Origin of the sequence: Burkholderia sp. Tr-20390, assembly GCF_017104595.1 — a bacterium.
In the GTDB taxonomy this organism is placed as follows: domain Bacteria; phylum Pseudomonadota; class Gammaproteobacteria; order Burkholderiales; family Burkholderiaceae; genus Burkholderia.
On sequence record NZ_JAAGPC010000052.1, the window covers coordinates 1 to 22,844 of the forward strand.

At 66.6% G+C, this 22,844-nt stretch carries 16 protein-coding genes and 1 pseudogene; 14 read left to right on the top strand and 3 right to left on the bottom strand.

Annotation, left to right across the window (positions count from 1 at the left end; translation table 11 throughout):
- The 14 genes and pseudogenes from G3N98_RS16525 to G3N98_RS16590 form a co-directional block, all read left to right on the top strand.
- Positions 1-756, top strand: a 756-nt coding sequence (locus G3N98_RS16525) for a MotA/TolQ/ExbB proton channel family protein (RefSeq protein ID WP_206148685.1), incomplete at its 5' end; no start/stop codon positions are given.
- 20 nt (positions 757-776) lie between these two features.
- Entirely contained in the window at positions 777-1,199 is a 423-nt protein-coding gene (locus tag G3N98_RS16530) for a biopolymer transporter ExbD (RefSeq protein ID WP_089472862.1), read from the top strand.
- A 321-nt stretch (positions 1,200-1,520) separates the two neighbouring features.
- A complete protein-coding gene (locus G3N98_RS16535; RefSeq protein WP_011352157.1) occupies positions 1,521-1,952 on the top strand; it encodes a biopolymer transporter ExbD in 432 nt (143 codons plus the stop codon).
- A gap of 16 nt (positions 1,953-1,968) precedes the next feature.
- Positions 1,969-3,159 (top strand): tetratricopeptide repeat protein, encoded by a 1,191-nt coding sequence (locus G3N98_RS16540; protein ID WP_206148686.1) that lies wholly within the window; start codon positions 1,969-1,971, stop codon positions 3,157-3,159.
- Positions 3,160-3,453: 294 nt separating this feature from the next.
- On the top strand, positions 3,454-4,029 hold the full coding sequence (locus G3N98_RS16545) for a cupin domain-containing protein (RefSeq protein WP_011352155.1): 576 nt from the start codon (positions 3,454-3,456) through the stop codon (positions 4,027-4,029).
- A gap of 336 nt (positions 4,030-4,365) precedes the next feature.
- Positions 4,366-7,158, top strand: a complete 2,793-nt coding sequence (locus tag G3N98_RS16550; protein ID WP_206148687.1) for a TonB-dependent receptor — start codon at positions 4,366-4,368, stop codon at positions 7,156-7,158.
- Between the two features lie 237 nt (positions 7,159-7,395).
- Positions 7,396-9,318 carry an extracellular solute-binding protein gene (locus tag G3N98_RS16555; protein ID WP_206148688.1) on the top strand — a complete coding sequence of 641 codons (1,923 nt, stop codon included), beginning with the start codon at positions 7,396-7,398 and terminating at the stop codon, positions 9,316-9,318.
- Positions 9,319-9,331: 13 nt separating this feature from the next.
- On the top strand, positions 9,332-10,384 hold the full coding sequence (locus G3N98_RS16560; protein WP_089472858.1) for an ABC transporter permease subunit: 1,053 nt from the start codon (positions 9,332-9,334) through the stop codon (positions 10,382-10,384).
- Positions 10,338-11,450 carry an ABC transporter permease gene (locus G3N98_RS16565; protein WP_206148689.1) on the top strand — a complete coding sequence of 371 codons (1,113 nt, stop codon included), beginning with the start codon at positions 10,338-10,340 and terminating at the stop codon, positions 11,448-11,450. The genes G3N98_RS16560 and G3N98_RS16565 overlap by 47 nt, the downstream gene beginning before the upstream one ends.
- Complete coding sequence (locus G3N98_RS16570) at positions 11,450-13,093, top strand: dipeptide ABC transporter ATP-binding protein (RefSeq protein WP_206148690.1); 1,644 nt, start codon at positions 11,450-11,452, stop codon at positions 13,091-13,093. Before G3N98_RS16565 ends, G3N98_RS16570 begins: the two co-directional genes overlap by 1 nt.
- Entirely contained in the window at positions 13,086-14,537 is a 1,452-nt protein-coding gene (locus tag G3N98_RS16575) for a TldD/PmbA family protein (protein ID WP_206148691.1), read from the top strand. The genes G3N98_RS16570 and G3N98_RS16575 overlap by 8 nt, the downstream gene beginning before the upstream one ends.
- A complete protein-coding gene (locus tag G3N98_RS16580) occupies positions 14,537-15,898 on the top strand; it encodes a metallopeptidase TldD-related protein (RefSeq protein WP_206148692.1) in 1,362 nt (453 codons plus the stop codon). Before G3N98_RS16575 ends, G3N98_RS16580 begins: the two co-directional genes overlap by 1 nt.
- 21 nt (positions 15,899-15,919) lie before the next feature.
- A complete protein-coding gene (locus G3N98_RS16585; protein WP_241025944.1) occupies positions 15,920-19,108 on the top strand; it encodes a multidrug efflux RND transporter permease subunit in 3,189 nt (1,062 codons plus the stop codon).
- A gap of 621 nt (positions 19,109-19,729) precedes the next feature.
- A pseudogene (locus G3N98_RS16590) lies at positions 19,730-19,894 on the top strand (helix-turn-helix domain-containing protein); the annotation flags it as partial.
- A gap of 150 nt (positions 19,895-20,044) precedes the next feature.
- On the opposite strand, the gene G3N98_RS16595 reads toward G3N98_RS16590, so the two are convergent.
- From G3N98_RS16595 to fabF, 3 genes are all read right to left on the bottom strand, one after another.
- Entirely contained in the window at positions 20,045-20,761 is a 717-nt protein-coding gene (locus G3N98_RS16595) for a LuxR family transcriptional regulator (RefSeq protein ID WP_206148693.1), read from the bottom strand.
- A 166-nt stretch (positions 20,762-20,927) separates the two neighbouring features.
- Positions 20,928-21,437: a helix-turn-helix domain-containing protein gene (locus G3N98_RS16600; RefSeq protein WP_089425478.1), complete on the bottom strand. Its 510-nt coding sequence runs from the start codon at positions 21,435-21,437 to the stop codon at positions 20,928-20,930.
- A 106-nt stretch (positions 21,438-21,543) separates the two neighbouring features.
- On the bottom strand, positions 21,544-22,827 hold the full coding sequence (gene fabF, locus G3N98_RS16605) for a beta-ketoacyl-ACP synthase II (protein WP_206148705.1): 1,284 nt from the start codon (positions 22,825-22,827) through the stop codon (positions 21,544-21,546).
- Positions 22,828-22,844: the final 17 nt, after the last annotated feature.

A 22,844-nucleotide genomic window follows, 5' to 3' on the forward strand; every position in this document is an offset into this window, starting at 1 on the left:
CCTGCCGCCGAGCCGGCTCCGCCGCCCGCGCCGGCCACGACGGAAGCGGTCGAGAATCCGTACGGGCTCGGTGCGCTATGGAAGAACGGCGATTTCGTCGCCCGTTTCGTGCTGATCCTGCTGGTGATCATGTCGATGGGCAGCTGGTACATCATGATCACGAAGTTCCTGGAGCAGTTGCGCGCGAATCGCCGCGCGAAGCTGGCGGATGCGCAGCTCTGGACCGCGCCGTCGCTCGCCGAGGGCGCCAAGCTGCTCGACGAGGCGTCGCCGTTCCGGTTCATCGCCGAAACGGCGATCGAGGCCGGCGAGCATCATGAAGACGCGCTGCTGGAAGCGGTGGACCGCAACACGTGGATCGACGTGTCGGTCGAGCGCTCGATCACGAACGTGTCGAACCGGATGCAGGACGGGCTCGCGTTCCTGGCCACGGTGGGCTCCACCGCGCCGTTCGTCGGGCTGTTCGGCACCGTCTGGGGGATCTATCACGCGCTGACGGCCATCGGCATCGCCGGGCAGGCGTCGATCGACAAGGTCGCGGGCCCGGTGGGCGAGGCGCTCATCATGACCGCGATCGGCCTCGCCGTCGCCGTGCCGGCGGTGCTCGGCTACAACTTCCTGGTCCGCCGAAACAAGTCGGTGATGGAGCGGGTGCGCAACTTCGGCGCGCAGCTGCATACCGTGCTGCTGGCCGGCAATCGGCGCCCGGTACGCGCGTCGTCGTCGTCGCCGGCCGCGGCGTCGCTCGCGAACTGATCGGCTGACGGAGACGCGCGATGGCCATGAACGTCGGGCAGGACGATAGCGACGAGGTGATCGCCAACATCAACACGACGCCGCTCGTCGACGTGATGCTGGTGTTGCTGATCATCTTCCTGATCACGATTCCGGTCGTGACGCACACGATCCAGCTTCAGTTGCCGAAGGAGACGGTGCAGCCGCTGCAGACGACGCCGAAGAGCATCGAGATCGCGGTGAACCGCGATGGCGATTTCTTCTGGGGCGAGCAGCTGGTGGATGCCACGACCCTGCTCGCGAAGCTGAAGAGCGTGTCGCAGCAGCAGCCGCAGCCGAGCGTCCACGTGCGGGGCGATCAGAACACGCGTTATGAGTTCATCGGCCGGGTGGTCACGATGTGCGAGCGCGCGGGGATTGCGAAGCTGTCGTTCATTACGGAGCCGCCGGCGCGCGGGGGATAGTCGCGCAGCGGAATCGGGGGAACGGGGGGCCGGCGGCAAGTGGTGGAGCGCTGACGCTGGTCGACCGGGAAGCTTGGGATCCAAGTAAGCGCTGAAGCGCTAACGTGGGTCGATCGCGAAGCATGGGATCCACGTAAGCGCTGAAGCGCTAACGTGGATCGACCGCGAAGCATGGGACCCACGTAAGCGCTAAAGCGCTAACGTGGGTCGACCGCAAAGCATGGGATCCACGTAAGCGCTAAAGCGCTAACGTGGATCGACCGCAAAGCATGGGATCCACGTAAGCGCTAAAGCGCTAACGTGGATCGACAGGAGTCGACGATGGGAATGAATGTGCCTTCGGGCGGAAGCAATGCCGAACCGGAAGTGATGGTCGATATCAACACCACGCCGCTGATCGACGTGATGCTGGTGTTGCTGATCATGCTGATCATCACGATCCCGATTCAGATGCATTCGGTAAAGATGGACCTGCCGGTGGGTAATCCGCCGCCGCCGGCCACGCCGCCGGAAATCGTGCAGATCGACATCGACTTCGACGGCACGACGACATGGAACGGCGCGCCGGTGCCGGACCGCGCGGCGCTCGAGTCGAAACTTACCCAGGTGGCGGCGGAACCCGTGCAGGCGGAGATTCATCTGCGTCCCAACAAGCTGGTGCCGTACAAGGACGTGGCCGCGGTGCTCGCCTCCGCGCAACGCGTGGGCGCGACCAAGATCGGCCTGATCGGTAACGAGCAGTTCATGCAATGACGACACGGACGAGCCGATGAACCAGCGACGATGGAAACGGATGATGGCGGTGACGGCGCTCGGCGCGGCGGCCCTGCTCGGACGCCCGGCGCTACCGGCGGACGCGCTGCGGCCGGACGTGGCGAAACCGCTGGCGGCCGCACAGGAGCTGTACCGCGCGCACAAGTATCGCGACGCGCTGGGCAAGATCGCGCAGGCGGCCGCCGTGCCGAACCGGACGCCGTACGAAACCACCGTCGTGGAGGAAATGCGCGGCGCGGCAGCGATGGCGGCCGGCGATTCGGGGACGGCCGCGCAGGCGTACGAGAGCGTGCTGAACTCCGGGCGGCTCTCGGGCGACGACGAGCAGCGGACCACGGCGGCGCTCGCCGGCATCTACTTCCAGCAGAAGAACTACCCGCTGGCGATCCGCGTCGCGCAGCGCTACCTGAAGGCGGGTGGCTCGGATCCGGAAATGCGCACGCTGCTCACGCAGTCTTACTACCTGTCGAACGATTGCGCACCGCTCGTGAACCAGTTGAAAGCGAGCACCGACGCGCAGGCGAATGGCGGACACGTACCGGATGAAGGGCAGTTGCAGATGCTGGCGACCTGCGCGCAGAAAGTGAAGGACGGCAACGCGTATCGCGGTGCGCTCGGGCTGCTGGTGGCTTATCACCCGAGCCCCGCGTACTGGGACGAAATGGTCACGGCCATTCGCGGCAACCCCGGGTATCTGCCGTCGCTCGACCTCGACATCTACCGGTTGCGGCGGGCGACGGGCTCGCTCACGACCGCCAACGCATACATGGAAATGACGCAGCTCGCGCTGGTGGCGGGCTCGCCCGCCGAGGGCAAGCAGGTGATCGACCAGGGGTTCGCATCCGGCGTACTCGGCAAGGACGCGCAGGCGGATCGCGAGAAGCGGCTGCAGACGCTCGCGGCGAAGCGCGCGCAATCGGGCGGAGACGCGACGACGCCGGCAGCGCCGATCGACGCAGGCATGAACCTCGTCTTCGAGGGCCATGCACAACAGGGGCTGCCGATGATGGAGCAGGCGATCGCGAAGGGCGGGCTCGAGCATCCCGACGCGGCGCGGCTGCGGCTCGGCGAGGCGTATTACGTGGCCGGCCAGAAAGCGCGTGCGCTCCAGGTGCTGCGCACGGTCAAGGGTACCGACGGTTCCGGTGATCTGGCACGGCTCTGGGCGGTGGTGGCCTCCCGGTAACGCAACGGACGTGCACGGCCGCGCGCAACGCTGGCGGTCGGCAAGCGGTGTGCCGCCGCGATCGCACGGATGCACGACGGGCAGGTCGACCGATGAAAAGAGGCAACCTTGTTAATTAGTAAACCGAATGAAATGGGCGAGGGCTGCGCGGCCGCACGACGCGAGTGCGCCGCCCGCGTGGCTTGCACGTCGCGACAGCGTGCGGCGGGGGATCGCGCCGGGCCGGCTGTGTCACGGCATCGGTCGAGGCTTGACGACATCAAACCGATTTCGACTGCGAGGGACCGTCTTTCCATGGTTTTGCCCCCTGATGAGTCGGTGCTCGTCGCCATGTCGCTTGGCAACAAGATCCGGGCGCTGCGCCAGCGCCTGAAACTCACGCTCGACGAAACGTCGACGATCGCCGGCATTTCGAAGCCGTTCCTGTCGCAGGTCGAGCGCGGGCGGGCGACGCCGTCGATCACGTCGCTGGTGCGGATCGCGAAGGCGCTGGGCGTGACGATGCAGTACTTCATCGACACGCCGACCGAAGCGCGCTCGGTATGCCGCGGCAACGCGCTGCAGTATTTCCAGTTCACGAACTCGGCCAGCCGGTTCGCCAGGCTGACGAACCTGGTGGACGGCCGCAAGCTCGACGCGATTCTCGTCCGGATGCCGGCGGGGCAGCTGTCGTCCGAGATGACGACACACGCGGGCGAGGAGTTCGTCTACGTGCTGCGCGGGCAGGTGGCGCTGACGCTCGAGGATTGCACGTTCACGCTGAACGAGGGCGACACCGCGCATTACGAATCGACGATGCCGCATGCGTGGCGCAATACGGCCGACGAAGAGGCGGTGATCGTCTGGGTCGGCACGCCGAGGCTGTTCTAGCGAAGGCGGCCGGGAGGAAGGAGAAGTACCTGGTCGACGGCAGAGGGTGCGCAGTGTGGCGCGCATACAGGTTCGCGTTTTATGGAACCAACCGCCCGTCGAGCCGGGAAGAAGCAGGCAATGCGCTCAATGTAGGTGTTTAGTATGACGAATCAAAACAGAAAAAGACGGTGATGCTGAATGGCGCTGGTGCTACGAGGCCGATCCGTTCGAGTCGTGGCAGTCGAAAGCGTGGCAATCGCGGGTTCCGGTACACGGGCACCCAGGACGCGCAAGGAATTCACAAGGTTCCGGCGCACAGCAGGTGGGGTCTTACTACGAGCGAGAGGGAACAAGATGAAGCAGAGAGTTTTGGCGTTGGCCATCAAGAGGATAGTCTGGGCGGAACTCGCGTTGACGGCCGTACTCGCGCCGCCGGCGTTCGCCCAGAGCCAGCCGGCGCCGGGCGCCGTCGCGATCGCGGATGCGGTCGCGAGCGGCGCGCCCGTGACCGTTGCACAGGCGGGCGGCACAACGGGCAGCGCCGCTGCACCGGACGCTGCGGCGCCCGATGCAGCACCCGGTGCAGCAGCCGACGCGACGCCTGCCGCACCCGCCGCGAACGGGCAGGGCAAGGTCGCGCAGATCAAGCGGTTCGAAGTGACGGGCTCGCTGATCCGGCAGGCCGACAAGACGGGTTTCCAGCAGGTGCAGACGATCACGCCGAAGGAAATCCAGGCCAGCGGCGCGGTGACCGTCGCCGACTTCCTGCGCGATGCGGCAGCCAACTCGGCGAACAGCTGGGGCGAAGGGCAATCGGGCAACTTCGCGGCCGGCGCGGCCGGCATTGCACTGCGCGGCCTCTCGGAGAAGTACACGCTCGTGTTGGTCGACGGCCAGCGCGTCGCGCCGTATGCATTCTTCTCGAACAGCGTCGATTCGTTCTTCGACCTCAACACGATCCCGCTCAACGACATCGAGCGGATCGAAATCGTGAAGACGGGCGCGGTGTCGCAGTACGGTTCGGACGCGATCGGCGGTGTCGTCAACATCATCACGAAACACAATTTCCGCGGCCTGCAGCTCGACGGCAGCCTCGGCAGCGCGATCAACGCCGGCAACGGTGACGGCACGATGAAATTCGGCGTGCTCGGCGGCTTCGGCGACCTGAACGCCGACCGCTTCAACGTGACGGCCGCGCTCAGCTACTACAAGTCGAACGGCTTCACGCTGGCCGACCGTGATTCCACGCGCAACCAGGACTTCACGGGCAAGCCGGGCGGCTTCTCGCTGCTCGCGCCGTCGTACTGGAACATGCCCGACGGCAGTGCGCAGGCGCTGACCGGCGGCTGCCCGTTCGGCGGCTCGGTTCATCAGGCCGCGACGAATTCGCTGTCGGCCGGGTTGCCGGGCACCATCTGCGGGTACAACACGGCGGAAAGCACGTCGATCCTGCCGATGACCGAGCGCCTGAACGCGAAGCTCCACGGTGACTTCAAGATCGACGACAAGACGACCGCGTTCGCCGACTTTATGGAGAGCTACAACACGACCACGACCAACGACGGCCTGTGGAACAACGTGATCGGCAACTCGCAGAACCCGGCGCTCGTCTGGAATCCGCAGACGAAGCTGCTGTCGCCGTTCAACTACACGGTGCCGGCCAGCAACCCGTACAACACGACGGGCGCGGCCACGCCGCTCACCTATGCGTTTCCGAACACGGTCGCGCAAAAGACCTGGGCCAACTACTGGCGGGCGGCCGCCGGCATCAAGGGGTCGTTTACGCTGCCGTACGGCGACTGGGACTGGGCGACGTCGGTCAGCCATTCGCAGAGCACGGTGTCGAACGTGTTCACGAACCAGTTGAACGTGAACGCGCTGAACAACATCTACCAGAACGGCACGCTGAATTTCGCGAACCCGGCCGCGACGCCAAACGCGTTCAACGGGCTGTTCCAGGATGCGAACAACCTCGGCATCTCGAAGCTCGACACGATCGATGCGACGCTGTCGACGCCGAACCTGTTCCATCTGCCGGCCGGCGATGTCGGCATCGGCTTCGGCGCGCAGTTCACGCACCAGAGCGAAACGCTGACGCCGGGTTCCGAGTACCTGAGCGGGGCCGTCATCACGCCGGACCTCGAGACGGTGGATGGCCAGCGCAACGTCGCGGCCATCTATTACCAGATCAACATACCGATCATCGAGAACCTGACGTTCAGCCAGGCAGGCCGCTACGATCACTACACCGACGTGGGCGGCGCCTTCTCGCCGCGCTTCGCGCTGCGGTACCAGCCGATCAAGGCGCTCACGTTGTATACGTCGTACAACCGCGGCTTCCGCGCGCCGACCTTCGTCGAGGACAGCAAGTCGCAGACGCTCGGCATCCAGGTCGATCCGGCCACCGGCCAGAACTATACGTCGATCACCGTCGGCAACCCGAACCTCGCGCCGGAACGCACGCGCAACCTCAATATCGGCTTCCAGGTCTCGCCGAGCCGTTACACCGACCTCGGCTTCGACTGGTACAAGATCCGCATCGACAACGTGATCGGCCAGGGCAAGCCATCGCAGGTCGTGACCGACCCGACGACCGGCCAGCTGCTGTACAAGGTGATTCCGTACCAGAACCTCGGCTACCTCGACACGAACGGCTTCGAAGGCACGTTCCGCCAGGGCCTGCCGCTGAAGGGCTGGGGCACGATTACGCTGTCGGGCGACTGGGCTTACGTCAACAGCTACAAGATCGGCTTCCCGGGCGCCGCGCCGGTCAACGGCGCGGGCAACAACTTCACGATCACGCAGCCGTTCGGCGGCAGCTTCCCGCGCTGGCGCGGCAACACGACGCTGGACTGGAACTACCGGAAGTTCGATGCGGCGCTGACGTGGCAGTTCACGGGCCCGTACGCGCAGAACCTGATGCCCGAGCCGAGCAAGGTCGGTTCGTACAGCCAGTTCAACCTGATGGTGACGTACACGGGCTTCAAGAACTGGACGATCTACGGCGGCATCGACAACCTCTTCAACCGCACGCCGCCGTACGACCCGATCTTCGCGAACGGCACGCTGAGCCAAAGCGGGTACGACACGTCGGTGTACTCGTACATCGGCCGGTTCGCGCAGGTCGGCGCGACGTACAAGTTCTGACGGCGATCGCGATGCACTGACAGGCTTTGGACAGGCCGCTCCACGTCCACTACCCCCATTTCGGGGCGGCCTTTTTTCGCCTGGCGCCACCACGGCCCGCAACCGGGACGCGCGGCGGTGCAGTTCATCCGATCGTGACAGCACGAACCATCCGCGGGACGCGGCCGTATGCGGCGTCCGGCACGGGCATCGATTGCGTGCAGGCTTCACACCCGCACGCTTCCGGACAGAACGACCATGAGACTGTTGAATGGGCGACGGGCACGCGTGCCGCGCCACTCGCACCTGACGCGCACGCACGGGCGGATGCGCACCGCCACGCGCGCCGCGCTGCTCGCGTGCGCCGTGTGGCTCGTGTCGGGCAGCGTCATGCCGCAGGCCGCGCTCGCGGTGCCGGCGATCTCGCAATACGACCATCCGAAGTATCCGCCGGGCTTCACGCATTTCGACTACGCGAATGCGGATGCGCCGGACAGCGGCACGCTCCAGTTCGAAAACTACGACGAGGCGCAGAGCTACGATTCGCTGAACCCGTTCCTCGTGCGCGGCGCGCCCGCACCGGACATCAAGAACCTGATGTTCGACACGCTGATGCAGCGCAGCTGGGACGAGCTCGCATCCGAATACGCGCTGATCGCCGACGACGTCGACATCGCGCCCGACGGGCTGTCGGCGACGTTTCACATCAATCCGGCCGCACGCTTCTCGAACGGTGACCCGATCACCGCGGCCGACGTCAAATATTCGTTCGACACGCTGACGAGCCCGCAGGCGTCGCCGCTGTACAACGCACAGTTTTCGATCATCAAGCGCGCGGTGGTGGTCGACGGCCACACGGTGCGCTTCGAGTTCAAGCACGCGGAGCGCGACGCCGCGCTGATCGCGGGCGACCTGCCGGTGTTCTCGCCGAAATGGGGGCAGCGCGCGGACGGCACGCGGCCGCCGTTCGACCAGATCGCGAACGTGCCGCCGATCGCGAGCGGCCCGTACCTGATCGACCAGCGCAAGAACGACAAGCAGATCAGCTACGTGCGCGACCCGCACTACTGGGCAGCGAACCTGCCGTCGCGACGCGGCATGTTCCGCTTCGCGCACGTGTCGTTCAAGCTGTACCTGGACCAGTACACGGCGCTCGAAGCGTTCAAGGCCGGCGACATCGACGCGCGCATGGAATACAGCGCGACGCAGTGGGCGCGCAAGTACGTCGGCAAGAATTTTCGCAACGGTATGCTGACGCGCGGCGAGTTTCCCGACGGCCCCGCGCAGATGCAGGGTTTCCTGATGAACATGCGCAAGCCGATGTTCCAGGACGTGCGGGTGCGGCATGCGCTCGCGCTCGCGTTCGATTTCGACTGGATGAGCCGGATGATGTTCTACGGGCAGTATCGCCGCACCAACAGCTTCTGGGAGGCGAGCCCGTTCGCGGCATCCGGCATGCCGAGCGCGAAGGAGCTTGCGCTGCTCGAACCGTTCCGTTCGACGCTGCCGCCCGAGGTGTTCGGCCCGATGGTCCGGCAGCCGTCGACGCTGCCGCCGAACTCGCTGCGCGCGAACCTGAAGGAGGCGCGCGATCTGCTCGCGCAGGCCGGCTGGCATTACCGCGACGGCGCGCTGCGCGACGCGAACGGCACGCCGATGACGATCGAGATCATCGACGACCAGCCCGGCATGGACCGTCTGATCCTGCCGTACACGCAGGCGCTCGCGATGCTCGGCATCCACGCGTATCTCCACGAGATCGACAGCGCGGTCTACCTGAAGCGCCTCGACAATTTCGAGTACGACATGACGACGTACATTTACCTGCCGGTGACGATTCCGGGTGCGGAGCTGACGCGCCGCTTCGGCAGTGCGGCCGCGTCGCAGCCGGGCTCCGAGAACTATCCGGGTGTGAAGTCGAAGGCCGTCGATGCGCTGATCCGCGCGGCGCTCGCAGCCGACACGCTCGACGATCTCGAGACGGCCACGCACGCGCTCGACCGCGTGCTGATCAACCTGTACGCGCTGATCCCGCAGTACTACCTGCCGAATGCGCGGATCGCCTACAAGGCGACGCTCGGCCACCCGGCGATCGTGCCGGACTCCTATCAATACGAGGACTGGATCATCGACTACTGGTACGTGAAGCAACCGGCGGCGAAACCTGTGCCGGCCACCTGACGGAGGAACGACGATGCTGGCATACATACTCAGGCGCTTGCTGCTGATGATCCCGACACTGATCGGGGTGGTGACGATCACGTTCGCGGTCACGCAGTTCGTGCCGGGCGGCCCGGTTGAACAGGTGCTCGCGCAGTTGCGCCACGGCAGTGCGCGCGGCGGGGAGGCGGGCGGAGGGGGCGGCGGCTACCACGGCAGCCAGGGCGTCGACCCGCAGCAGATCGAGCAGATCCGCAAGCAGTTCGGCTTCGACAGGCCGCCGCTCGAACGCTACGTGCTGATGCTGAAAAGCTATGCGACGTTCGACCTCGGCCAGTCCTATTTCGCGCATCGCAGCGTGTGGGCGGTGATCCGCTCGAAGCTGCCGGTGTCGATCACGCTGGGGATGTGGACGGTGATCCTCACGTACCTGGTGTCGGTGCCGCTCGGTATCGCGAAGGCGGTGCGCAACGGGTCGCGGTTCGACACCGTGACGAGCGTGCTGGTGCTGGCCGGCTACGCGGTGCCGGGCTTCGTGCTCGGCGTGCTGCTGCTGATGCTGTTCGGCGGCGGCACGTTCTGGCAGGTGTTCCCGATGCGCGGGCTCACGTCCGATAACTTCGACGACCTGACGCTGATCGGCAAGGCGCTCGACTATCTGTGGCACGTCGTGATGCCGGTGACGGCGTCGGTCGTCGGCAACTTCGCGATCGTCACGATCCTGACCAAGAACACGTTCCTCGAGGAAATCGGCCGGCAGTACGTGCTGACCGCACGCGCGAAGGGCGCGCCGGAGCGCGACGTGCTGTGGAAGCACGTGCTGCGCAACGCGGCGATCCCGTTGCTCACGGGGCTGCCGGCCGCGTTCGTCGGCGCCTTCCTGAACGGCAACCTGCTGATCGAGACGCTGTTCTCGCTCGACGGCATGGGGCAACTGTCGTACGACTCGGTGATCCGCCGCGACTATCCGGTCGTGCTCGGCTCGCTGTTCCTGTTCACGCTGATCGGCCTGCTGACCAAACTCATCGCGGATATCTGCTATGTCCTCGTCGACCCCCGTATCCAGTTCAACCGCCTGGACCACTGACCCGGCCTGCGCCGCGTGCGCGGCCTCGCCGTCGCCGTGGCGGCGCACGTGGCTGCGCTTTCGCGCGCAGCCGCTTGGCTACTGGAGCCTCGTGATTTTCGCGGTGCTGTTCGCGCTCAGCCTCGGTGCGGACCTGCTGTCGAACGACCGGCCGCTGATCGTGCGCTACGACGGGCACTATTACTTCCCGATCGTGAAGGACTATCCGGAGACGGCGTTCGGCGGCGACTTTCCCGCGATGACGAATTATCTCGATCCGTATATCCGCACGAAGATCGAGTCGCACGGCAATTTCGCGATCTATCCGCCGAACCGTTACCGCTACGACACGATCGACTATTTCGCGTCGCGGCCGTATCCGGCGCCGCCGTCGTCGAGCAACTGGCTCGGCACCGACCAGTTCGGCCGCGACGTGCTCGCGCGGCTGCTGTACGGGTTCCGGCTGTCGGTGCTGATGGCGTTCGCGCTGACCATATCGGGCGTGCTGGTCGGCGTGCTGACGGGCGCGCTGCAAGGTTTCTACGGCGGCCGCACCGACCTGGTCGGGCAGCGCCTGATCGAGATCTGGAGTGCGCTGCCGGACCTGTACCTGCTGATCATCTTCGCGTCGATCTTCACGCCGTCGCTGTGGCTGCTGTTCATCCTGCTGTCGATGTTCGGCTGGCTCGTGCTGTCCGACTACGTACGCGCCGAATTCCTGCGCAATCGCGCGCTCGACTATGTGAAAGCGGCGCGCACGATGGGGTTGACCAACGCACAGATCATGTGGCGCCACGTGCTGCCGAACAGCCTCACGCCGGTGATCACGTTCCTGCCGTTCCGGATGAGCGCGGCGATCCTGTCGCTGACGAGTCTCGATTTCCTCGGCCTCGGCGTGCCGCCGCCGACGCCGAGCCTCGGCGAACTGCTGCAGGAAGGCAAGAACAACCTGGATGCGTGGTGGATCTCGATCGCGGCGTTCGCAGCACTGGTGGTGACGCTGCTGCTGCTTACCTTCATGGGCGATGCGCTGCGCAATGCGCTCGACACGCGCACGCGCGGTTCGGCATTCGGCGGAGGGCGGTGATGACGAAACCGTTGCTGCAGATCGACGGGTTTTCCGCGCATTTCGGCGCGAGCGCGGCCGTACAGGACCTGAGCCTGTCGATCGGCCGCGGCGAGCGCGTGGCGCTCGTCGGCGAGTCGGGGTCGGGCAAGAGCGTGACCGCCTTGTCGATCCTGCGGCTTGCGCAGCAGGCGACGCTGTCGGGGCGGATGCTGTTCGACGGCGAGGATCTGCTCGCGAAGACCGAGCAGCAGATGCGCGGGATTCGGGGCGCCGATATCGCGATGGTGTTCCAGGAGCCGATGACGGCGCTCAATCCGCTGTATACGATCGGCAAGCAGATCGCCGAGAGCCTGCGGCTGCACGAGGGGCTGCGCCCGGGCGACGCGCGCGAGCGCGGGATCGCGCTGCTGCGGCGCACCGGGATTCCGGAGCCGGAGCGGCGCATCGACAGCTTCCCGCACCAGCTGTCGGGCGGGCAGCGGCAACGCGCGATGATCGCGATGGCGCTGGCGTGCCGACCGCGCCTGCTGCTCGCGGACGAGCCGACCACCGCGCTCGACGTGACGGTGCGCCAGCAGATCGTCGACCTGCTGATCGAGCTGCAGGAGCAGGAGGCCGCTTCGCGCGGGATGGCCGTGCTGCTGATCACGCACGACCTGAACCTCGTGCGGCGCTTCGCGCAGCGTGTGGCCGTGATGGAGAAGGGCGTACTGGTGGAGAGCAACACGACGGCCGACCTGTTCGCGGCGCCGCAGCATCCGTATACGCGCCGGTTGCTCGACAGCGCGCCGCAACGGACGGTCGAGCCGGTGGCCGCCGGCGCGCAGACGATTCTCGACGTGCAGCACCTCGCCGTCGACTACCGCATCGCGACAAAGGGCTGGCGCTCGGTGCTCGGCAAGACGACGTTCCGCGCCGTGCACGACGTGCAACTGAGCCTGAAGCGCGGTGAAACGCTCGGGATCGTCGGCGAGTCGGGCTCGGGGAAATCGACGCTCGCGTCGGCCGTGCTCGGGCTGCAGCGGCCGGCGTCGGGCGGGATCGAGATCGATGGCATGCCGCTGGCGTCGCTGCGCACGACGCAGGGCCGGCGCACGCTGTACGGGCGCATGCAGGTGGTGTTCCAGGATCCATTCGGTTCGCTGTCGCCGCGCATGACGGTCGAGCAGATCGTCGGCGAGGGGTTGGGCGTGCACCGGCCGCAGGTGGCCGGCGACGCGCGGCGGGCGCGAATCGCCGCGCTGTTGCAGGAGGTGGGCCTGCCGCCGGAAGCGATGCTGCGCTATCCGCACGAGTTTTCCGGCGGGCAGCGGCAGCGGATCGCGATCGCGCGGGCGCTGGCGGTGGAGCCGGAACTGCTGGTGCTCGACGAGCCGACGAGCGCGCTCGATGTGTCGATCCAGAAGCAGGTGCTGAATCTGCTGACGAATCTCCAAAAGAAGTACAAACTCAGCTACCTGTTCATCACGCACGATCTGGCGGTGATGCGCGCGATGGCCCACCGGGTCATCGTGATGAAGGCGGGACGCGTGGTCGAGGCGGGCGAGACGCTCGACGTACTGCACGCGCCATCCCATCCGTATACGCGGGCGCTGCTCGCGTCGTCCATGCTGGCGCCCGAGCGCGGCCCGCAGGAGCAGCAAGAGGGAACCGATGATTGACGAGAACCGGGCGCCGGGCGCCCGAGCCGTGCAGGCAGCGCAGGGGTTGCGCAGCGACGCCGATTTCTGGTCGCTGCGCATCGTCGACGAGACGATCGACGAACACGCGGTGCGCAACGACGTCGCGCAGCCGTTTTCGCGCACGCGCGAGCGCGGTGCGATGCTGACGGCCTGGGCCGGCACGGGCGCCGGCTATGCGGCGACGCCCGACCTGTCCCCGGCCGGGCTGCAGGCGGCGCTCGACATCGCGACCGCGCGGGCCCGGGCCAGCGCGCCGTGGGCGCTGGTCGATCATCGGCAGGCCGCGCGTCCGCAGGCGAGCGGCACCTATGCGTCGCCCGATGTCGATGCGGCGCTGCCGTCGCGCGCGGAATGGATCGAGCGTCTCGCGCACGAATGCGCGGCGGCAAACCTCGGCGCGCGCATCGTCGAGCGTTCGGCGAGCGTGATGATCGTGCACACCGAGCAGTATTACGTGACGAGCGACGGTGTACGGATCGACCAGCGCTTCCGCTTCCTGATGCCCGAGCTGCAGGCCGTCGCCCATGGCGACGGCGACACGCAGACGCGCTCGCTCGGCCAATCGGGCACGCTGGCGCAGGGCGGCATCGACGTGCTGGCGCGATACGGCTTCGATGGCGCCGGCGCGCGTGTTGCCGACGAGGCGCTGCAGTTGCTCGCCGCGCCGAACTGCCCGACCGGCAGGCGCGACCTGCTGCTGATGCCGGACCAGATGATGCTGCAGATCCACGAGTCGATCGGCCATCCGCTCGAACTCGACCGGATTCTCGGTGACGAGCGCAACTTCGCCGGATCGAGCTTCGTCAGGCCGGAGATGGTCGGCCACTATCAATATGGCTCGCCGCTGCTGAACGTCACGTTCGATCCGGAGCCGACGGCCGAAGCCGCGTCCTACGCATTCGACGACGACGGCACGCCGGCGCGCAAGCAGTACCTGATCCGCAACGGCGTGCTCGAACGGCTGCTCGGCGGGGCGCTGTCGCAGCAGCGCGCGGGCTTGCCGGGCGTCGCCAACTCGCGCGCGTCGAGCTGGAACCGCGCGCCGATCGACCGGATGGCGAACCTGAACGTCGAACCCGGCGACCAGTCGCTCGATGCGCTGATCGCGGGCACCGAGCACGGGATCCTGATGCGCACCAACACGTCCTGGTCGATCGACGACCACCGCAACAAATTCCAGTTCGGCTGCGAATTCGGGCAACTGATCGAGAACGGCCGGCTCACGCAGGTCGTCAAGCGTCCGAACTACCGCGGCATCTCCGCCCAGTTCTGGCGCAGCCTGCGCGCGGTCGGCGATGCGAGCACGTTCGGCATCTACGGCACGCCGTACTGCGGGAAGGGCGAGCCTGCGCAGATCATCCGTGTCGGCCACGCCGCGCCGGCCTGCGTGTTCGCCGGCGTCGACGTCTTCGGAGGCGCGTGATGACGGGATTCGATCCGATGGCACGCCGCGCCGGAATCGACTGGCACGCGTATTTCGCCCGGCTCGCCGACGACGCGCAACGGCTGACCGCGCCAACCGAAACCGTCCTGCTCGGCTTCTCCGGCGAAACGTCCGACTTCATCCGTTTCAACGGCGGCAGGATTCGCCAGACCGGGTGCGTCACGCAGGGGCGGCTGTCCGTGCGGCTCATCGACGGCGCGCGGCAGGCGCACTCGGCGCTGACCGTCTGCGGCGATCCGACAGCCGACCTGCGCGAACTGGCGGACGCGCTCGCCGTGCTGCGCGATGGCCTGCGCGATGCGCAGGACGACCCGCACCTGCTGTTCGATACCGCGTCGTGGGTGCATGAAACGCGCCGCACCGGGCGCTTGCCGAATGCGGACGGGCTTGCGCGAATCGTGGCCGAATGCGCGCGCGGGCTCGACTTCGTCGGCTTTTACGCGGGCGGCACGCTGGCGCGCGGCTTCGCGTCGTCGACCGGCAGCCGCGGGTGGTACGAGGTCGAGAATTTCAATTTCAGCTGGTCGCTGTACGACCCGAGCGGTCGCGCGATCAAGACCGTCTATGCGGGCGACGACTGGCGCGATGCGGTATTCGCGGCGAAGGTCGACGCGGCCGCCGCGCGGCTGCCCGTGCTCGGCCGCTCGCCGAAGGCGCTTGCGCCCGGGCGCTACCGCGCGTATTTCGCGCCGGACGCCATTCACGAGATGACGAGCCTGCTCGGCTGGAGCGGCTTTTCGGCGCGCGCGGTGGCGAGCGCCCGCAGCCCGCTGCATCGCCTGTACGCCGGCGAGGTCGCGCTCGATCCGCGCGTGTCGATCACCGAGGATTTCTCGCTGGGCATCGCGCCGGCGTTCAACGCGGACGGCTACCGGCGCGACAGCGTGCCGCTCGTCGTCGAAGGGCGGGGCGCCGGGCAGCTCGTGTGTGCACGCACCGCGCGCGAGCACGGGCGCACACCGAACGGCGCGGACAACGCCGAAGCGCCGCAGTCGCTGTCGATCGCGGGCGGCACGCTCGCCGATGCCGACGTGCTGGCCGCGCTCGACACGGGACTCTACGTCGGCAACCTCTGGTACCTGAACTTCTCGGACCCGATCGCGTGCCGGATGACGGGGATGACGCGGTTCGCGACGTTCTGGGTCGAAGGCGGGCGCATCGTCGCGCCGGTCGATGCGATGCGGTTCGACGACAGCTTCTACCGGCTGTTCGGGTCGGAGCTCGAGCAACTCGGCGCGGTGCCGGCGCTGCTCGCGAGCGACGACACGTACGGCGAGCGCGCCACCGGAGGCGCGCAGTTGCCGGGGCTGCTCGCGCGTTCATTCGAGCTCACGCTGTAGCGCGTTCGCCGACACTCGCCGATGCCGTCATTCTTCATCGACCGTCCCGTCTTTGCGTGGATCGTCGCGCTCGCGATCGTCGTCGCGGGCGTGCTGGCCATTCCGCAACTGCCGATCGCGCAGTATCCGCGCCTGGCGCCGCCACGGGTCGTGATCACCGCGTCCTATCCGGGCGCGTCGACCGAGACGGTCGATGCCGACGTCGGCAGCGTCATCGAGGAAAGCCTCGACGGCGCCGACGGGCTGCTGTACTACGAGACCAGCAGCGACGGCCACGGCAACCTCGAGATCGACGTGACGTTCGCGCCCAGCACCGATCCGGACATCGCGCTCGTCGACGTCAACAACCGGTTGAAGCAGGTCGAGCCGCGGCTGCCGCAGCAGGTCGTCCAGCAGGGGATCGGCGTGTTCAAGGCGGCGAACACGTTCCTGATGCTCGTCACGCTGACGTCGACCGACGGCACGCGCGATTCCGCGCAGCTCGGCGATTACCTGAACCGCTACGTGCTGCGCGAGCTGAAGCGCGCGCCGGGGGTGGGCGCGGCCGAGCTGTGGGATGCCGACGAGGCGCTGCGGGTCTGGCTCGATCCGGTCAAGTTGCGCGAATACGATCTCGGCGCCGACGACGTGATCACGGCGATCGGCGCGCAGAACGCGACGGTCACGGCCGGCGCGATCGGCGACGCGCCGTTCGTGCGCGGCCAGCAGCTCACCGCGACGGTCGTGGTCAAGGGCCAGCTCACGTCGCCCGAGGAGTTCGGCCGGATCGTGCTGAAGTCGAAACAGGACGGCTCGGTGGTGCGCGTGGCCGATGTCGCGCGCGTCGAGATCGGCCGCGACGACTATTCGTTCTATTCGCGGCTGAACGGCCGGCCGGCCGCGACGGTCGGCATCCAGTTGGGCCCGCGCGGCAACGCGCTCGAAACGTCGAATGCGATTCGCGCGCGGCTCGCGGAACTCTCGCGTACGCTGCCGCCGGGCGTCGCGGTCGAGATTCCGTTCGACGGCGCGCATTTCGTCAAGATCGCGATCCACGAAGTCGTGCTGACGCTCGTCGAGGCCGTCGTGCTGGTGTTCTGCGTGATGTGGCTGTTCCTGCGCGACCTGCGCTACACGCTGGTGCCGACCGTCGTGATTCCCGTCACGCTGATGGGTGCGTTCGTCGCGATGTGGGCGCTCGGGCTGTCGATCAACGTGTTCACGATGTTCGGCCTCGTGCTGGCGATCGGCATCCTGGTCGACGATGCGATCGTCGTCGTCGAGAGCGTGCACCGCGTGATGGAGGAGGGCGTGTCGCCGCGCGACGCCACGCGCCGGGCCATGAAGCGGATCGGCGGGGCGATCGTCGGCGTGACCGCGGTGCTGACCGCCGTATTCGTGCCGATGGCGTTTTTCCCGGGCAGCGTCGGCGGCATCTACCGGCAGTTCGCGGTGGCGATGATCGCGTCGATGCTGGTGTCGTCGTTCATGGCGCTGTCGCTCACGCCCGCGCTGTGCGCGAACCTGCTGAAGCCGGTCGCGCGGCACGATCGCGGCGCCGGCCGTGCGCGGCAACGCGGCATCGGCGCGCGTCTGGCCGACCGGTTCGGTACGGCTTTCGCGCGCGCCGAAACCGGTTATCGCCGCGTCGCCGTGTTTGCGGTGCGCCGCACCGGCATGGTCGTGGCCGTCTATGTGGTGCTCGTGATCGGGTGCGGGCTGCTGTACTGGATGATGCCGGGCGGTTTCCTGCCGACCGAGGACCAGGGGCAACTGCAGGTGATGATCCAGTTGCCGGCGGGCGCCACGCAGGCGCGCACGCTCGCGGTCGTCGAGCGGGTGGAGGCTATCCTGCACGGGGAGCCGGCGATTGCGAACGTGACGAGCGTGATCGGCTGGAGTTTCGTCGGCAGCGGGCAGAACGTCGGGATGGCGTTCGTGGAACTGAAGGACTGGGCGAAGCGCGACGTCGATGCGATCGCGTTGCGCGACCGGCTCAACGGGCGGTTCAGTGCGATCCTCGACGGCGACGTCGAGGCGGCGCTGCCGCCGTCGGTGCGCGGCATCGGGCATTCGGACGGCTTCACGTTCCGGCTCGAGGATCGTGGTGGAGTCGGGCTCGACGCGTTGAAGGCGGCCCGCGAGCAGCTTGCCGAGCGTGCGAAGGCGAGCCCATTGCTCTCGGCCGTGCATTTCGAAGACCTGCCGGATGCACCGCGTATCGAGCTCGATGTCGACCGCGCGAAGGCGTATGCGCTCGGCGTGCCGTTCGAGCGGATCGCGGGGCTCTTGGGCGGCACGTTCGGCTCGAACTACATCAACGACTTTCCGGCGTCGGGCCGGATGCGGCGGGTGATCATCGAGGCCGATCCGGTTGCACGCGCAACCGATACGCAGCTAATGGCGCTGACGGTGCCGAACCGCACCGGCGACATGGTGCCGCTGTCGGCCATTGCCGCGCCGCACTGGACGATCGGGCCGGTGATGCTGAACCGGTACAACGGCTATCCGTCGCTCGACATCAGCGGCCGGGCGGCGACCGGCACGAGTTCGGGCGCGGCGATGGCGGAGATGGAGCGGCTTGCCGCTGCGCTGCCGGCCGGGATCGGCTTCGACTGGGTCGATGCGGCGCGCGAGGAGCAGGTTGCCGCGCGGCAGACGCCGCTGCTCGTCGGGTTGTCGGTGCTCGCGGTTTTCATGGCGCTGGCCGCGCTGTACGAAAGCTGGACGATTCCGCTGTCCGTGCTGACGATCGTGCCGCTCGGCATGATGGGTGCGATCGCGGCGGCGCTCGCGCGCGGGATGCCGAACGACGTGTATTTCAAGGTCGGGATGATCACCGTGGTCGGGCTGGCGGCAAAGAACGCGATCCTGATCGTGCAATACGCGCGTGATCTGGTCGTGCATGGCGTGTCGTTGCGGCAGGCGGTGGTCGATGCGGCCGCCGCGCGATTCCGGCCGATCGTGATGACGTCGATGGCGTTCTTGCTGGGCGTCGTGCCGCTCGTGCTGGCAACGGGCGCGGGGGCGGAAAGCCGACGGTCGATCGGCACGGGCGCGTTCGGCGGTGTGCTGGCAGCGACGGTGTTCGGGCTCGTGTTCGCGCCGGTGGCGTTTCGGGTCGTGGCGTCGGTCGGGCGACGCGGCGGGCGTAGGGCGGTGACGAGATGGACCAAGACAGTACAAGACGATCTGCCTGCTGATCCGAGCCGAACGCATCGCTCGCCATGAAGCTGCAACCCGGCATCACGCCGCCAGTCTAGTCGGACACGGCGACAAGAAAAACCTGCCGAATCGGGACGCGAGGCAGGTCAAAATTCACGGGCCGATTGCTATGTCACTCGGCAAGCGAGCAATCGGAACAGCCCGAATTAGGAGATTTTGATGTCGTGCGAAAAGTGTAGAAACTTTGGCGGAACAAGCTCTAACTATGAATCCCTGGGTATAAATATTTCCAGGCATGCGGAGCTGTACCGGTGCAAGAATTGTGGTCAACTTCTCGAGATCGTTGCGGAAGCTCGAGTTCCGTACTTTCTTACGCTTGAGCAGGCTGAAGAGCACTTTCCGGATGCTCGCAAAGAGCTCCAGAAGATTGCGTCGGGGAAGTGAGAGGTCGAAGCCGCGGGAGCCGTGCTCGGGTCAGTTGCCTGGTGCGGGTGATGTATCTCGCGGTTTATCTACGCTGGCCACACGACGTCTGCAGGCGAAATATCGTATTTGACATAATCAACATTATCGACGGATTTGGTTGTAATGGCTAGATTGAAATGTCCGCTTTTGGCTACATAGAAATGTCCGCTTTCGGGCCGCGTAAGCTGACCGGCCGCCGGGTGTCCGGCGCCGGAGGCTGCAATGGCTGCAACGGAGCGGATCACGATGACGATGCGGGAGCTAGACAGGTTCAAGGTCATTCAGGACGTAGCGGACGGCAAGCTCAAGCCATGGCGTGCAGCGGAACGGCTGGAGTTGACGACACGCCAGGTTCGCCGACTGGTCGCCCGGCCACGTGAGCACGGCAAGCCGGACGCGATCGAAGTCGAGACACCGGGCGAAGGACGCTAACCGCTGTCAGGACCCGAGTGCCGCCGATTGATGACTGTTCCGTTCCCCTCCGCCAGCTTGACGGAACAATCAGACCCAAGCCGCAAGACAACCGATGCCTGCTTGTCAGACGCACAGCAGCCCGAGCGAGATGGCCTTCGTCACCGCATGACGACGGCCCTTGGCATTGAGTTTCCGAACGACATTGCCGATATGAAAATTCACGGTTCGCTCGGTGATGCCGAGAATCTCGCCGATCTCCCAGCTCGTCTTGCCGGCGGAACACCATTGCAGGCATTGCCGTTCGCGCGAACTCATGCCCGACATCCGCGTGGTGCCCTGCCCTTTGGTTTCCCGCGCGATCATGGTGACCTTTTCCTCGATGTACGCGCAAAGCAGACTGAGTTTCGCGGTCTGGCCGAGGTCGTGCGCCGGGATGCCTTCAGAGCCGTCGGAGGCAACGCTCAGCACGCCGATGTCGCCGCGATGGCCGCGCACCGGCAAGCTCAGGCCGTGAACGAGACCGAAGCGACGCGCGTCCGCTTCGAGGCACCGCTGCTCGCCGGAGCTGTACATCGCGCGCTCCCATCGCAGCGGCAGCGAGGACGTGCGTGCGTGGGCGAGTATCGGGTCGATGTTCGCGTAGCGGCGCTCGGTGTAGACATCCTGCCAGGCCGGGCAGTTCGAGATGATGTGACTGAAGGCCGTCTCGCCGGCGGACCCGGACGAGACAACCGAATACATATAAGTTTGGTATCCGGCCTCGCGGCAGAAACTTCCCACGTGGGCCCCGAGCTCCTCCATCGTCTGCGATTGAAGGATAGGCATGAATTCGTCTACCAATTCAAACTCCGTATTGACTCTTCACTGATCTCGAACGTAAGCACGCATCAACACCATCGGAAACGCCGCGCTCGCCCGCCGACAAGCGGCGCCCGCGCGGGTCGATCCGGTATTTCATGGCCGGTACTCGGGGCGAGTCCGGCTGGTGCCAACAGTACGGGAGCGGTTAGCTGCCCGACGCACTTTCGCGCAGCTCGCGCACCTGCTCGACACGTTCATGCACGGCGGCCGACGCGACCGGCCCTGCCTTGAGCAGGACGCGATCCACGGTAATCGGCTGCAGGTCATTCCTGTCGACGACCACGGACTCCAGCACCCGACCGCTCTCCCGATCGATCTGCTGAACCGCGACACCGTCGTTGACGAGGTACTTGCTCCCCCAATCGAACAGCACGACCAGCAGCGGGAACAGGTCGATGCCCATCTGCGTCAGCACGTACTCGTAACGCGTGGGTCGCGTCATGTAGCGCCGGCGTTCCAGCAGGCCCTGATCGACCAGGCGTTTCAATCTGCGCGTCAGCGTATTGGTTGCAATCCCGACACTGCGCTGGAATTCGTCGAAGCGTGTGCACCCCTGCAACGCATCCCGCAGGATCAGGAGCGTCCACGATTCGCCGATGCAGTCGAGTGCGCGCGCGGTCGGGCACTCCATCGATTTAAAGCTGGTCGTTCTCATGGCGTGAAGGCTAACATCGTGACTTCTAATATGCAAGTGACTATCCGGACGAATGCCCTGTGGCGTCAAGGGCATGCCGGACGGGCGTGTCCGGCACGCCCCTGGATCAGGCGTCTGCCGGCGGAGGGCCGAATATCAGCGCGGCGTTCGTTCCGCCGAAGCCGAAGGAATTCGACAGCGTGTAACGCACCGGCCGCGACTTGCTGCGGTTCGGCACCAGATCGAGGCCGTCGCATTCGGGGGCCGGGCGATCGAGGTTGATCGTCGGCGGTGCGACCTGGTCGCGGAGCGCCAGCAGCGCAAACACCGCTTCGACGCTGCCGGCGGCGCCGAGCAGGTGCCCGGTCGACGCCTTCGTGGCGGACACCGACGCACCACCGAACAGATGCTCGCCAAACACGCGTTTCAGCGCGGCGATCTCGGCCAGATCGCCGGCGGGCGTCGACGTCGAATGCGCATTGATGTAGTCGATGGCGTCCGGCTCGATGCGCGCACGCTTGAGGGCGGCCAGCATCGCGCGGGCCGCGCCGTCGCCATCATCCGGCGGAGCGACGATGTGATAAGCGTCGCCCGACATGCCGTAACCGATCACTTCCGCGTAGATCCGGGCGCCGCGCGCCAGCGCATGCCCGTATTCCTCGAGGACGACCATGCCGCTGCCCTCACCCATCACGAAGCCGTCGCGGTCGGCATCCCACGGCCGCGACGCACGCTCCGGCGTGTCGTTGAAGCCCGTGGACAGCGCTTTCGCCGCGGCAAAGCCGGCGATCCCGACCTCGCACACGGCGGCCTCCGCGCCCCCCGCGATCATCACGTCCGCGTCGTCGAGCGCGATCAGGCGCGCCGCATCGCCGATCGCATGGGCGCCGGATGCGCATGCCGTGACCGTTGCGTGCGTCGGGCCGCGAAAGCCGTACTTGATCGAAATCTGGCCGGCGGCCAGGTTGATCAGGTTCGACGGAATGAAGAACGGCGACAGCCGCTTGCCGGGCGCGCGCTCGATTTGTCGCGACCCAGCCTCGATGCCCGGCAGGCCGCCGATACCCGCACCGACCATGACGCCGGTGCGATTCTGCAGCGCCCGGTCGTCCGGATGCCATTGTGCGTCGTCGAGCGCTTCCGTGGCGGCCGCGATCGCATAGACGATGAACGGATCCATTTTCTTGACTTCCTTCGCCTCGACCCATTCGGTCGCATCGAAGCCGCCGTCGCGCGCATTGCCGGCGGGAATCAGCCCGGCGATCTTGCAAGGCAGATTCGACGTGTCGAAGCGATCGATGGTCGTGATACCGCTTCGACCGGCAAGCAGGTTCCGCCACGAGTGTTCGACACCGACGCCGAGCGGAGTCACGAGGCCGAGCCCCGTCACGACGACACGCCGCAATCCCAGCGGATGAGGCAGTTGGG